Annotated in this window: 10 protein-coding genes; 8 read left to right on the forward strand and 2 right to left on the reverse strand. The window is 67.8% G+C overall.

Annotated features, from left to right (window positions below):
* The first annotated feature begins 22 nt into the window (after positions 1-22).
* The 8 genes from NIBR502771_RS08320 to NIBR502771_RS08355 all read left to right on the forward strand — a co-directional run bounded on the left by NIBR502771_RS08320 (position 23) and on the right by NIBR502771_RS08355 (position 10,493).
* Positions 23-517: a nucleoside deaminase gene (locus tag NIBR502771_RS08320; protein ID WP_141159341.1), complete on the forward strand. Its 495-nt coding sequence runs from the start codon at positions 23-25 to the stop codon at positions 515-517.
* 9 nt (positions 518-526) lie between these two features.
* Positions 527-2,068, forward strand: a complete 1,542-nt coding sequence (locus tag NIBR502771_RS08325) for an NCS2 family permease (protein ID WP_141159342.1) — start codon at positions 527-529, stop codon at positions 2,066-2,068.
* A 99-nt stretch (positions 2,069-2,167) separates the two neighbouring features.
* Positions 2,168-3,391 carry an XdhC family protein gene (locus NIBR502771_RS08330; RefSeq protein WP_141159343.1) on the forward strand — a complete coding sequence of 408 codons (1,224 nt, stop codon included), beginning with the start codon at positions 2,168-2,170 and terminating at the stop codon, positions 3,389-3,391.
* Positions 3,382-4,314 carry a xanthine dehydrogenase family protein subunit M gene (locus NIBR502771_RS08335; protein WP_141159344.1) on the forward strand — a complete coding sequence of 311 codons (933 nt, stop codon included), beginning with the start codon at positions 3,382-3,384 and terminating at the stop codon, positions 4,312-4,314. Before NIBR502771_RS08330 ends, NIBR502771_RS08335 begins: the two co-directional genes overlap by 10 nt.
* Positions 4,315-4,316: 2 nt before the next feature.
* A complete protein-coding gene (locus tag NIBR502771_RS08340; protein WP_141159345.1) occupies positions 4,317-7,151 on the forward strand; it encodes a molybdopterin-dependent oxidoreductase in 2,835 nt (944 codons plus the stop codon).
* Between the two features lie 87 nt (positions 7,152-7,238).
* Positions 7,239-8,219 carry an aldo/keto reductase gene (locus tag NIBR502771_RS08345; protein WP_141159346.1) on the forward strand — a complete coding sequence of 327 codons (981 nt, stop codon included), beginning with the start codon at positions 7,239-7,241 and terminating at the stop codon, positions 8,217-8,219.
* A gap of 17 nt (positions 8,220-8,236) precedes the next feature.
* Positions 8,237-8,890 carry a uracil-DNA glycosylase gene (locus tag NIBR502771_RS08350; protein WP_141159347.1) on the forward strand — a complete coding sequence of 218 codons (654 nt, stop codon included), beginning with the start codon at positions 8,237-8,239 and terminating at the stop codon, positions 8,888-8,890.
* A gap of 55 nt (positions 8,891-8,945) precedes the next feature.
* Complete coding sequence (locus NIBR502771_RS08355) at positions 8,946-10,493, forward strand: HNH endonuclease signature motif containing protein (protein WP_141159348.1); 1,548 nt, start codon at positions 8,946-8,948, stop codon at positions 10,491-10,493.
* A gap of 61 nt (positions 10,494-10,554) precedes the next feature.
* Here the strand turns inward: NIBR502771_RS08355 and nboR are convergent, their stop codons facing one another.
* Complete coding sequence (gene nboR / locus NIBR502771_RS08360; RefSeq protein ID WP_141159349.1) at positions 10,555-11,196, reverse strand: nicotine blue oxidoreductase; 642 nt, start codon at positions 11,194-11,196, stop codon at positions 10,555-10,557.
* 24 nt (positions 11,197-11,220) lie between these two features.
* The gene (aceE, locus tag NIBR502771_RS08365; protein ID WP_141159350.1) at positions 11,221-13,962 is read right to left on the reverse strand and encodes a pyruvate dehydrogenase (acetyl-transferring), homodimeric type; all 2,742 of its coding nucleotides are present in this window, start codon (positions 13,960-13,962) and stop codon (positions 11,221-11,223) included.
* Positions 13,963-13,992: the final 30 nt, after the last annotated feature.

The following is a 13,992-nucleotide window of genomic DNA, read 5'->3' on the forward strand; positions in this document are numbered from 1 at the left end:
CCCGGCAAAAGGAAGTCGCATCATGAGTACCACCGTCACGGCCGAACAGTTTTTGGCCCGCTCCATCCGGCTGGCAACGGCCAATGTCCTGAACAGCGGAGGCCCGTTCGGCGCCATGATCGTCATGGCGGACGGGCAGGCGTTCGACGGCGTCAACCGCGTCACCGCGGACAACGACCCCACCGCGCACGCCGAAGTCACCGCCATCCGCACTGCCTGCCGCGAGCTGGGCACCTTCGACCTCAGCGGTGCCACCCTCTACACCAGCTGCGAGCCGTGCCCGATGTGCCTGGCCTCCGCACTCTGGGCCCGGGTCAGCCGCGTGGTCTACGCAGCGGACCGCCACGACGCCGCCTCCGTCGGCTTCGACGACGCTGTGTTCTACGAATACTTCGAAAACCGGGACCGGGATTCCCTGATGCCGGTTTCCAAGCTGGAGCTGGGCGATCCCCAGGCCCCGGCCCCGCTGGAGCCGTTCAGTACCTGGAACACGCTCGAATCCAGGATCGATTACTAGGCGGCAGGAATGACCATCCTGGACCATTCCCACGAGGAGCATTCGGCTCCAACCGCCAGCATCTCCCGGCAGGAGCCGCGCGCGTTGGCGCAGGCCGCAAAAAAGCCCCGGCCGCCTGCACCGGACTCCATCCTTGACCGCTTCTTCCATATCACCCGGCGCGGCTCCACGCTGGCCCGCGAATTCCGGGGCGGCCTGGTCACCTTCTTCACCATGGCGTACATCGTCATCCTGAACCCCCTCATCCTGGGCGGGTTCAGCGCGGACAACGCACCCACCGATGTGGCTGGCGGCTGGCTCTCCGCGTCCCAGGTGGGTGCCGTCACCGGCCTCACCGCCGGCGTCATGACCATCCTCTTCGGACTGATCGCCAACCTGCCGTTCGGCCTCGCTGCCGGCCTGGGCATCAACTCCTTCCTGGCCGTCTCGGTGATCCACGAGGTCACCTGGGCCGAAGCCATGGGCCTGGTGGTCATCAACGGCATCCTGATCGTCCTGTTCGGCGTCACCGGCGCCCGGACCGCCATCTTCCGGGCCGTGCCCAAGGAACTCAAGGCCGCCATCACCGTCGGCATCGGCCTGTTCATCGCCTTCATCGGCTTCGTCGACTCCGGCTTCGTCAGGCCTGCGGCAGGCGGCCCGCCCGTCCAACTGGGCGACGGCGGCTCCATCACCTCCGTGCCCACGCTGGTGTTCGTCGTCGGCCTCCTGGCCATGGGCATCCTCGTGGCGCGCAAGGTGCAGGGCGGCCTGCTCATCGGCATCGTCGGCACCACCGTGCTGGCCGCCGTCGTGGAAGCCGTCCTGAAGCTTGGCCCCGCCAGCCCCACCAACCCCGGCGGCTGGCACCTGAACACCCCTGTCCTGTCCGGCCAGCTGGTATCCGCACCCGACCTGGGCCTGGTGGGCCACTTCGACCTCTTTGGTTCATTCAGCCGGATCGGCGGACTCGCGGCCACCATGCTGGTGTTCACGCTGGTGTTCACCAACTTCTTCGACGCCATGGGAACCATGACCGGCCTGGCCAGGAGCGCCGGCGTCGCCCACAAAGACGGCACATTCCCGCGGCTGAAAGCGGCCTTCATCGTGGAAGGCTTCGGCGCCGTAGCGGGCGGGGCAACCTCCGGATCATCCAACACCGTGTACATCGACTCCGCGGCCGGAATCGGCGAAGGGGCGCGGACCGGCCTGGCCTCGGTGGTCACCGGCGTGCTGTTCCTCGGTTCGATGTTCCTCACCCCGCTCACCAGCGTGGTGCCGCTTGAAGTCGCGGCTGCCGCCCTGGTGGTGGTGGGCGCCATGATGATGGCCCAGATCCGCGAGATCAAGTTCACCAAGTTCACCGTGGCCCTGCCGGCCTTCCTCACCATCGTCACCATGCCGCTGAGCTACTCGATCGCCAACGGCATCGGGGTTGGCTTCGTGAGCTGGGCCGTCATCGGGGCGGCGTCAGGCAAGGCGAAGAAAATCCACCCGCTGATGTGGGTGGTGAGCATCGGGTTCCTGGTGTACTTCGCCCGCGGACCGATCAACCACCTGCTGGGCGGCTGAGCTTGCCCCAACCAGACCGGGGGCCGGGCCAATGCTTGGCCCGGCCCCTGGCAGGACAGACAATGGACACCACCGCCGCGCGGAAGAAGGAGTGCCGCCATGCTTAACCTGATCCCTTCGCTGGATCCGTGGCTGCACCGGCTTGCGGACGGGCAGTTCGCCGTTGCCACCATCGTGGCGGCGTCCGGTTCCGTGCCCCGGCCGGTGGGAACATCCATGCTGGTCACCGAATCCGGAGAGGTGCTGGGCAGCCTCTCCGGCGGCTGCGTGGAAGGCGCCGTGGTGGCGCTCGCCCAGGACGCCATGGACGACGGCGTCCCGCGCCACGGGACGTTTGGCTTCAGTTCAGAGGACGCCTTCGCGGCCGGACTCACTTGCGGGGGAGAACTGGGCATCCACATCCAGCCGGTGCCGGCCGCGGCACCCGGCGAAACCCCGCACCCACTTCGGGCCGCCCTGCTGCAGCTCGCCGGCGTCGCCCCGGCCCACCCCGTGGCGCTGGTTCGGACCCTCGGCGCCGGGGGAGGAGGCGCCGTCGCGGTGCCAGATCCGGGTACCTTCCGGGCGGCTGGCTGTCCGGAGCTGTCAGCTGTGCTTCACGGGGAGGCACTGCTGCACGTGGAATCCCTGGTTCGCAGCGGTGGGGCCGGTGTGGTCCCGTTGGTGCTGGCAGGGCAGTGCCTGCCGGAGCGCGACGGCCACAGGCGGCATCCCGGGGAACCCGCCGTCCTGGTGGAGTCCCGTCTCGCCCCGCCACGCATGCTGGTGTTCGGTGCAAACGACTTCGGGGCCGCGCTGGTCCCCGCCGCCAAGCTGCTGGGCTATCACGTGACCCTCGTTGATGCCCGCCCGGCCTTCGCGTCGCAGCCCAGGTTCGCGGCCGCCGACCAGGTGGTCACTGAGTGGCCGCACCGCTACCTGGCTGCGGAAGCGGCGGCAGGCCGGACGGACAGCCGCACCGTGGCCGCCGTCCTCACCCATGATCCGAAGTTCGACCTCCCCCTGCTGGAAACGGCGCTGGCCCTTGACCTTGCCTACGTGGGCGCCATGGGGTCCCGGCGGAGCCACCTCCAACGGGTTGACCAGCTCCTCAACGCCGGCGTCGCGCCGAAGCGTATCGCGCAGCTGCATTCGCCCATCGGCCTTGACCTCGGTGCGGTCACTCCGGCCGAAGTGGCGGTGTCCGTCACCGCGGAACTGATCGCCGCCCGCACCCGCGCAGCCAGCTGCCTGCCGCTGCGGGAAACCTCCGGCACCATCCACCACCACCCGGCAGCCCCGGCGCCCACAGACCTTGATACGCAGGAGATCGCATGGACATGAACACCATCGAGGCGGTGGTCCGCACCACCGACCCCGCACAATGGCGCGACGGCGACGCCTGGCTTGCCGGCGGCACGGTCCTCTTCTCCTACGGCAGCTACGCGTTTGGCCCGCAGCCGCTCAAGCGGCTCCTGGACCTCGGGAAGGCCGGCTGGACACCCATCACCGTCACCGGAGACGGGATCGAGCTGGCAGCCACCTGCACCATCGCGCAGCTGTACGCCCTGCCCGGTTCGCCGGAAGGCTCCGGCCGCACATGGCCCGGGCTGGACCTGGTCCGCGCGTGCTGCGATTCCTTCGTGGCGTCCTTCAAGGTGTGGAACATGTCCACCGTGGGCGGCAACCTCTGCACCTCACTGCCCGCCGGTCCCATCATTTCGCTGTGCGCCGGACTGGATGGCGTGGCCACCATCCTCGCTCCAGGCGGCGGCAGCCGCACCGTCCCCGTGGCGGAGTTCGTCACCGGGGATGCGAAAAACTGCCTGGCACCCGGTGAGCTGCTCCGAAGCGTCAACCTGCCGGCGTCGGCCCTTTCCACCCGGGTGGCCTTCCGGCGCCTGTCACTGAGCAACCTGGGCAGGTCCGGGGTTCTGCTCATTGGACGGCTCGACGACGGCACCTCCCTAACCCTGACAGTCACCGCCGCCACCAAGCGACCCGTGCAGCTGCGCTTCGAGGGAGTACCGGACGCAGACCGGCTGGCCGCCGCGCTGGACGACGCCATCCCCGCGGGGCTCTACCATGACGACATCCACGGGCTGCCCGCCTGGCGCCGCGACATGACGCACCGGCTGGCCGAGGAAATCCGGGCCGAGCTGTCGGCGCCTGAGCGGGCCCACGATATTCCCGTCTCCGGCGACTTCTGGCCGCCCCGGGCCGGGTCAGCACAAACCGGGCCCACCACGCTTTCGAAAGGGGCTTGACGATGGCCATCGAAATTAACGGAACACCTGCCGGCGCGGACCCCCGCCCGGGGCAATGCCTGCGTACCTTCCTGCGCGAACAGGGCAACACCGGCGTGAAGAAGGGCTGCGACGGCGGGGACTGCGGCGCCTGCACCGTGCACGTGGACGGGACCCCGGTCCACAGCTGCATCTATCCCGCCGTCCGCGCCGAGGGGCACTCGGTCACTACCATCGAGGGGCTGGCAGCCGCCGCTGGTGGTCCCGAGGGGCAGCTGCACCCGGTCCAGCAGCAGTTCATGGAACGCCAGGGCTTCCAGTGCGGCTTCTGCACCGCAGGCATGGTGATGACCGCGGCGACGTTCGACGAGAAGCAAAGGGAGAACCTGCCCCGGAGCCTCAAGGGCAACCTTTGCCGCTGTACCGGTTACCGCGCCATCGGCGATGCGGTATGCGGACATCCCGGGCACCCTGATCCCGACGGGCCGGGCTCAGGCATCGCGGGGGAGGGGCAGCCTGATCCGGTGCAGGGCCGGCTGGGCGACGACGTCCCTGCACCTGCCAGCCGGGCAGTGGTCACCGGCGCCGCCCGCTACACCCTGGACCTCCCAAGGGACCAGCAGCAGGCACTGCTGCACCTGAAGATCCTGCGTTCGCCGCACGCGCACGCCCGGGTGGTGTCCATAGATGCGGATGCTGCCCTGAAGATTCCGGGCGTGGTGGCGGTCTTCACCCATGCGGACGCGCCGGAGCAGCTGTTCTCCACGGCCCAGCACGAGCTCTTCACCGACGACCCGGACGATACGCGGGTGTTGGACGACGTGGTGCGCTTCATCGGGCAGCGGGTTGCCGCCGTCGTCGCAGAATCGGTGGATGCCGCAGAAGCCGGAGTGCGGGCGCTGACGGTTGACTATGAGGAACTTCCGGCGGTCTTCTCGCCGCAGGAGGCCCTGCTTCCCGGCGCGCCCCTGGTCCATGGTGACAAGGACGGCAGCGCGTCCCGCATTGCCCGGCCGGACGGCAACGTGGTCGCGGAACTCCACTCGGAGCTGGGAAGCGTAGCTGACGGCTTCGCTGCCGCTGACTTTATCCACGAACAGACCTACCAAACCCAGCGGGTGCAGCACGTGGCGCTGGAAACGCACGCGGCAATCGCCTCGGTGGATGACGAGGGCCGGCTTCAGGTCCGCACGTCCAGCCAGGTCCCTTTCCTGGTCCGCAGGACACTGTGCCGGGTATTTGGCCTCCCGGAAGACAAAGTGCATGTGGTGGCCGGCCGGGTCGGCGGAGGATTTGGCGGCAAGCAGGAAGTCCTCACCGAGGACCTCGTGGCGCTTGCGGCCCTCAAGCTGCAGCGGCCGGTCCAGCTGGAACTGACCCGCGCCGAGCAGTTTACCGCCACCACCACCCGCCACCCGTTCACCATCAAGCTGAAGGCCGGTGCCAGCAGGGAAGGGCGGCTGACCGCGCTCGAGCTGGACGTCGTGACCAACACCGGCGCCTACGGCAACCACGGCCCTGGCGTCATGTTCCACGGCTGCGGCGAATCCCTGGCCGTGTACAACTGCGCCAACAAGAAAGTGGACGCGCACTCGGTGTACACCCACACCGTGCCGTCCGGTGCATTCCGCGGGTATGGGCTGAGCCAGATGATCTTCGCCATCGAATCCGCCATGGACGAGCTCGCCGCCGGGATTGGCATGGATCCACTGGAATTCCGGCGCCGGAACATGGTCCGCGAGGGCGACCACATGTTGTCCACCCGGCCGGATCCGGAAGAGGACGTCCACTACGGCAGCTACGGACTGGACCAGTGCCTCAACCTGGTCCGGGACGCCCTGAACCGCGGCAAGGCACGTTACCGGGATGCAGGCCTGGCCGATCTTGGGCCCGACTGGATGGTGGGCGAAGGCGCCGCCCTGTCCATGATCGACACTGTCCCGCCGCGCGGCCACTTTGCCCACTCCCACGTACGGCTCCTGCCGGACGGGACGTACCAGGCCGACGTCGGGACCGCCGAGTTCGGGAACGGCACCACCACGGTGCACGCCCAGCTTGCCGCTACCGCCCTCTCGACGGAAGCGTCCAGGGTGGGGGTGCGGCAGTCCGACACCGACCTGGTGGAGCACGATACCGGTGCATTCGGGTCCGCCGGCACCGTGGTGGCCGGCAAGGCGACCCTGGCAGCGGCGGAAGAGCTGGCTGTCCGCATCCGCGCCTTTGCCGCCGGGATCCGGCAGACCCAGGCTTCGGCCTGCGTCCTCGAGGGCGGCGCCGTGGTGGTCGACGGGACCCCCGTGGCACTGGCTGAACTGGCGCAGGCGGCCGCGGATGCCGGCGTCGAACTTGTTGCCGAGGGCCGTTGGGGCGGTACGCCGCGCTCGGTAGCCTTCAACGTGCACGGCTTCCGGGTGGCGGTGAACCGCGGTACCGGCGAGCTGAAGATCCTGCAAAGCGTGCAGGCCGCCGACGCCGGGGTGGTGGTCAACCCGCGCCAGTGCCGCGGCCAGATCGAAGGCGGAATCGCCCAGGCCCTGGGTGCCACGCTGTATGAGGAAGTGGTGGTGGACGACGCCGGCAAGGTCACCACGGACATCCTCCGGCAGTACCACATTCCTACTTTCGCGGACGTTCCGCGCAGTGAGGTGTACTTCGCGGACACGAACGACAAGATGGGGCCATTGGGGGCGAAATCGATGAGCGAAAGCCCGTTCAATCCGGTAGCTCCGGCGCTCGCCAACGCCATCCGGAACGCGACGGGAGTGCGGTTCGCGTCCCTGCCGATCGCCCGTGACCGGCTCTACCTGGGGCTGAAGGAGACGGGGCTGGTGCGCAGGCTGGACCACGTTCCGACCTAGGCCGGTGGCAGGTCACACTTCCGCTTGTCAGGATGCAACCCGGGGTCGGATCTGACCCCGGGTTGCATCGTTGCATATAGTCGGGGGATGGAACAGCGGATTTTAGGCAAGACCGGACGCAGCGTCTCCGTCGTCGGGCTCGGTACCTGGCAGCTCGGCGCGGACTGGGGCAACGTGGACCCGGCCCAGGCGCAGGCCATCCTGGCGGCCTCGGTGGAAGCGGGGGTCACCTTCTTTGACACCGCCGATGTTTATGGCGACGGCAAGAGTGAGCAGGCCATCGGGAAGTTCCTGAAGGACAACCCGCGCCTCGGTGTCACGGTTGCCACCAAGATGGGCCGCCGGATGGAACAGCGCCCCGAGAACTACACCCTGGCCAACTTCCGCCAGTGGGTTGACCGGTCCCGGAAGAACCTGGGCACGGACACCCTGGACCTGGTCCAGCTGCACTGCCCGCCCACGCCTGTTTACAGCAACAACGAGGTGTACGACGCATTGGACACCCTTGTGGCCGAAGGTGCCATCCGCAACTACGGTGTGTCCGTGGAACGGAGCGACGAGGCCCTGGAAGCCATCCGCCACGAGGGAACCGCGTCGGTACAGATCATCCTGAACGCCTTCCGGCTCAAGCCCCTGGATGAAGTCCTCCCGGCGGCAAAGGCCGCAGGGGTGGGCATCATCGCCCGCGTTCCGCTGGCCTCGGGCCTGCTGTCCGGCAAGTACTCCAAGGAGACCACGTTCGCCGAGAACGACCACCGGAACTACAACCGCAAGGGCGAGGCCTTCGACGTCGGGGAGACCTTCTCCGGGGTGGACTACGAGCTGGGCCTCAAGGCGGTCAAGGAGTTCGAGCAGCTGGTGCCCGAGGGCGCCACTACCGCACAGGCGGCCATCGCCTGGATCTCCGCGCAGGACGGTGTCAGCACCGTGATCCCCGGAGCCCGCAACGTGGAACAGGCACAGTCAAACGCTGCTGCGGCAGCGGTCAGCGTTGGGCAGGAGTTCGACGAAGGCGTCCGCTGGATCTACGACCACTACTTCCGTGAGGCCATCCACCCGCGCTGGTAGCCGGTTGCCCCGGGAGCATGCCGGTGACCGGCTCTGTCAGCGACTTTGTGGAACGGCTGGCGGCCGTGGAAGTGGGGCCTGCCTGCACCAACTTCTTCAACCATGCGGTTCCGGCGAATGCTATCCGCCGGCACAACCTGGAGCTCTACCTGCAGGAGATGCTGGACCGCCGGCCCAAGGTACTGCTGGTGGGGGAGGCGCCCGGATTCCGGGGCATGCGGATTACCGGGGTGCCCTTCACCAACAGAGTCATCCTCGGAGGGCCCGCCAACAGCTTCGGGCTTTTCGGCCCTGGCAAAGGCTATGTGCTGCCGCCCGAAGCTGCGGGGGTGGCCGCGGAACCTACGGCTACGGTGCTGTGGCAGGTCCTGGAAGAGGTGGGTATTCTGCCTTTGCTGTGGAGTGCTTTTCCCTGGCACCCGCACCAGCCGGACAAGCCGTCCTCCAACCGCACGCCCAAGACCTCCGAGACCAAGCTGGGCACGCCTTTCTGGCAGGATCTTGCGGCTCTCTTCGGCATCGATTCCCTTGTGGCGGTGGGCAACGTGGCCCAGCACAGCCTGCGGCGGAGCGGGCTGGACGTACCGAAGATCCGGCATCCCGCCCACGGTGGCAGGTCCGGTTTCAAGCAAGGGCTGGAGCAGTTGCTGGAGCGTGGGATGCCGGCCTGAGCTGAATTCTCCGTTATGGATCTTGATTGTCGTACCCCCTTGTCATGATGGGTTTATGGGGAAAGCGGCGGTGGTGAGGGCGTTTGGGGAGATCTGTGCTGCCCTGGCTGTGCTGAATGCTGAGGTGGACGCGGCTGGTGTGGAGCCGTTTTCTGCGGCTGATCCGTTGGCTGGTGTGGCGGCTGGGTGCCTGGACATTCTGGCCGGTGCCCGGGAGGTCGAGGCCGGGTTCGCTGGCCTGAAGGCCAGGGCTGCGGTGACGTACGCGGAGAGCGCCGACGTGGTTGCGGGGCCGGATGTGCCGGTGCGTGCGCAGGAGATGGCGGTCGCGGCGGAGATCGGGTGCGTGTTGGCTCTGGGTCCGCGGGCCGCGTCGTCGTTCCTGACGGCCTCGCACGCCGTTGTTGCCACGTTGCCGCTGACCTTGTCGGCGTTGCAGGCCGGGGTGATCTCCTGGGGCCACGCGGTGGTGATGGCGGACGAGACAGCCTGCCTTGATGCTGCGGGGGCGGCGGCGTTGGAAGCCCATTTCCTGGACCCGGGCGCCGCGGACCCGGCGCGGGGCTGCCCGGTGGGTGCGTTGCCGGCGCACCGGTTCAAGGCCAAGGCCCGGACCTGGCGGGAACGCCACCACGCCGAGAGCATCGAGGCACGCCACGCCAATGGGGTCGCGGAGCGGCGGGTGGAGTTCCGGGCGGACCAGGACGGGATGGCCTGGCTCTCCGCGTATCTTCCCGCGGACCAGGCCCTGGCGGGGTGGAACCGGCTCACCGCGACCGCCCGGGGCCTGCAGGGCCCCGGCGAGGGCAGGACCCTGACCCAGCTCCGGGCCGACACCTTCGCCGACGCGATCCTCACCGACGGCACCGGCGCCAGCGACACCCGTGCAAGCGGCAGTCGCGGTTTGACCGAAGGCGCGAGCGGCAGCTCCACCGGCGGTGCGGGTGCAGGCGGCAGCCCCAGCGAACGTGTGGGTGCTGTCCGGGACCGTGTGCTGTCGCCGGTCCGGGCGCAGGTGCTGGTCACGGTTCCGGTGTTCTCGCTGCTCGGCCTGACGGACGAGCCGGCGGTGCTGGACGGGTACGGTCCCATTCCGCCGTCGATGGCACGGGGACTGGTCGCAAACGGGGCCGGATCGTTTTACCGGGTGTTGGTGGATCCGCGGGACGGGGCCCCGTTGGAGATCGGCCGGACGAGTTACCGGGTCACAGGTCCGATGCGGGCGTGGTTGCGGATGCGGGACGGGAAGTGTCCGTTCCCGGGGTGCAGCAACAACTCCCTGGACAACGATGCCGATCACATCCTCGCCTGGGCCAAGGGCGGCACCACCGGAATCAGCAACCTGGGACAGCCGTGCCCGAAACACCACAAACTCCGACACGCCACCGGCTGGAAACCCACCCCGGCCACCAAGAACGACCCACCCGGCTGGACCTCACCCACAGGCCGCCACTATCAAAGCGAACACCAAGACTGGGAACCTACCCACTGGCCGCACGGAAAGCGGCCGGACAGAAAGTGGCACGGCAGCATCGATCTCGTTCGCCATGGTGCTTCCCCCTGGGAAGATGCCCTTGCGCGCTTCCTGCGTGCCCACGCCTGATTATGCCGCTACGGGAGGCCGGCTCTGCTATTCGAGGTCTGCTGCTGGTGGAGCCGGGGTGCTAGCGGAGCAGACCCAGCTGGTCCGGCGTATCTACGTCCTCGCCGGTGGACTGGTCGCTGCAGTCCACGTCGTCCACCAGATCCGGGTGGGCGCGCAGGAAACTACGCGCTCCGGCATCGCCCGTCACCGTCGCGCACACGGCGCCGCGCAGGGAGGCGTCGATGACCAGGGGGTGCCCGCGGCGGAGGCCCGCGCAGCTGTCGTCGTTGGAATCACGGCGGCGGTACGCGGCGGCGGTGATCCGGCCCGGCTGATGCCGGGCCAAGAGCCGCTGAACCGTCGCCGGGGTCAGGCCCGGCTGATCGACCAGGGCGATCAGGAGGTGATCCGCCGCATCCGCGGCGTGGTCGCCGAGCAGGAAGGAACTGCCCATTCCAGACTCCCACTCGGGGTTGGCCAGGACATGGCAGCCGTCCAGCCTCGCGGACGCTTCAACCTCGGCCGCACCTGCACCGAGGACCACCACCACGTCACGGCAGCCGCCGTCGAGCAGGGCTCCCGCAACGGCCTCAACAAGTGGCCGTCCACGGAACGGAAGCAGGGCTTTCGGGCCCAGGCCCAGGCGCGTGCCCGCCCCCGCGGCGAGCACCACGCCGGTGGTCCTCATCCCCGCTGAACCGGTCCCGCTACTGTCACCCATAGCTGCACCCTATGGGAGGAAGGCTCAGGTGTCGCCACCTGCGCCGCCGGTGGTGCCCGCGTTGACGTCCAGCAGCTTGTAGCGGTCCATGGCGTACGACGGCGCGTCCGCCTCTACTTCACCCCTTGCCGCGAGCAGTTGGAGCACTTTCACCACGATGGAGTGGGTGTCGTTTTTGAAGTAGCGGCGGGCTGCTGCGCGGGTGTCGGAGAAGCCGAAGCCGTCGGCGCCGAGGGTGGCGTATTCGTTGGGGATGAATTGCCGGATCTGGTCGGGGACGGCTTTCATGTAGTCCGAGACGGCGACGATGGGGCCGGTGGCGCCTTCGAGTTGCTGGGTGACGAAGGGGACGCGGGCGGGTTGGCCGGGGTTGAGGAAGGCTTCTTCTTCGGCGGCGAGGCCGTCGCGGCGCAGTTCGTTCCAGGAGGTCACGGACCAGACGTCGGCGGAGACGTTCCAGTCGTCGGCGAGGACGCGTTGGGCTTCGATGGCCCAGGGCACGGAGACGCCGGAGGCGAGGATCTGGGTGCGGGGACCGTCGATCTTGGCCGGGGCGAGGAGGTAGATGCCCTTGATGACGCCTTCGACGTCGAGGTTCTCGGGTTCTGCGGGCTGGATGATGGGTTCGTTGTACACGGTGAGGTAGTACATGACGTTTTTGTCCGTGGAGTCCGGCCCGTACATCCGTTCCAGGCCGGAGCGGACGATGTGTCCGATTTCGTAGCCATAGGCGGGGTCGTAGGTGAGGACGGCGGGGTTGGTAGAGGCCAGGAGGGGGGAGTGGCCGTCGGCGTGCTGGAGGCCTTCGCCGGTGAGCGTGGTCCGTCCTGCGGTGGCGCCGATGATGAAGCCGCGGGTCATTTGGTCGCCGGCGGCCCAGAAGGCGTCGCCGGTGCGTTGGAAGCCGAACATGGAGTAGAACACGTAGACCGGGACCAGGGGGACGCCATGGGTGGCGTAGGAGGTTCCGGCGGCGGTGAAGGCTGCCACGGCGCCGGCTTCGTTGATGCCGGGGTGGATCAGCTGCCCGGCGGGGGATTCCTTGTAGGCCAGGACCAGGTCCCGGTCCACCGACAGGTAGTTCTGCCCGGCCGGGCTGTAGATCTTCGCGGTGGGGAAGAACGCATCCATGCCAAACGTGCGTGACTCATCCGGCACGATGGGCACAATCCGGTTCCCGAACTTCTTGTCGCGGAGCAGATCCTTGAGCAGGCGCACGAAAGACATGGTGGTTGCGGCCATCTGCTTGCCCGAGCCACGCTTGGCCACCTCGTAGGACTTGGCCTCCGGAAGATCAACAGACCCGTCTCCGCCGCGGCGTTCGGGAACAAAGCCGCCCAATGCGCTCCGCCGTTCAAGAAGGTAGGCGATCTCGGGTGCATCGAAGCCCGGGTGGTAGTAGGGAGGCCGGTACGGGTCGGCGTCGAGTTGTTCATCCGAAATGGGAATGCGCAGGTAATCCCTGAAGTCCTTAAGATCCGCCACCGTGAGCTTCTTCATCTGGTGTGTCGCGTTGCGGCCCTCGAAGTGCGGTCCGAGGCCGTAGCCCTTGACGGTGTGGGCGAGGATGACGGTGGGTTTGCCCTTGAATTCGGTGGCGGCTTTGTAGGCGGCGTAGACCTTGCGGTAGTCGTGGCCGCCGCGTTTGAGGTTCCAGATCTGGTCGTCGGTGAGGTCCGCGACGAGGTCCTTGGTCTGCGGGGTCTTGCCGAAGAAGTGTTCGCGGACGAACCCGCCGGACTCGGCCTTGTAGGTCTGGTAGTCCCCGTCGACGGTTTCGTTCATGATCTTCACGAGCGAGCCGTCGGTGTCGCGGGTGAGCAGGTCGTCCCATTCCCGGCCCCAGACGACCTTGATCACGTTCCAGCCCGCGCCGCGGAAGAACGCTTCGAGTTCCTGCATGATCTTGCCGTTGCCGCGGACCGGGCCGTCGAGGCGCTGGAGGTTGCAGTTGATCACGAAGTTCAGGTTGTCCAGGTTCTCGTTCGCTGCGAGCTGGAGCAGGCCGCGGGACTCGGGCTCGTCCATTTCACCGTCGCCCAGGAACGCCCAGACCTGCTGGTCCGAGGTGTCCTTCAGGCCCCGGTTGTGCAGGTAGCGGTTGTTCTGTGCCTGGTAGATCGCGTTCATCGGCCCGATGCCCATGGACACGGTGGGGAATTCCCAGAAGTGCGGCATCAGGCGCGGGTGCGGGTAGGAGGAGAGGGCGTGGCCCTCGCGGGACTTTTCCTGCCGGAACCCGTCCAGGTCCTCCTCGGAGAGGCGGCCTTCCATGAACGCCCGGGCGTACATGCCGGGGGAAGCGTGGCCCTGGAAGAAGACCTGGTCCCCGCCGCCGGGGTGGTCCTTGCCGCGGAAGAAGTGGTTGAACCCGACCTCGTACAGGGTCGCGGCCCCGGCGTAGGTGGAGATGTGCCCGCCGACCCCGATATCGGGCCGCTGCGCCCGGTGCACCATGACCGCGGCGTTCCACCGCATGTACGCCCGGTAGCGGCGCTCGAACTCCTCGTTGCCCGGGAACGCCGCTTCCTGGTCCACCGGGATGGTGTTCACGTAATCGGTGGTGGTCACCATCGGCACCCCCACGCTCTGCGCGCCCGCGCGCTGCAGCAGGCTCCGCATGATGTATTGGGCACGCTCGGTACCCTGTTCCCTGATCAACGCGTCCAGGGACTCAACCCACTCGGCAGTCTCTTCCGGATCACGATCAGGCAGCTGGTTAGTCAACCCGCTGAGGATATGGGAGGTATCTTCTCCTGCAGCCACGGCAGCCTCTTTTCGTCTTTGAAAGCATTA

Origin of the sequence: Pseudarthrobacter sp. NIBRBAC000502771 (assembly GCF_006517215.1) — a bacterium.
GTDB lineage: Bacteria > Actinomycetota > Actinomycetes > Actinomycetales > Micrococcaceae > Arthrobacter > Arthrobacter niigatensis.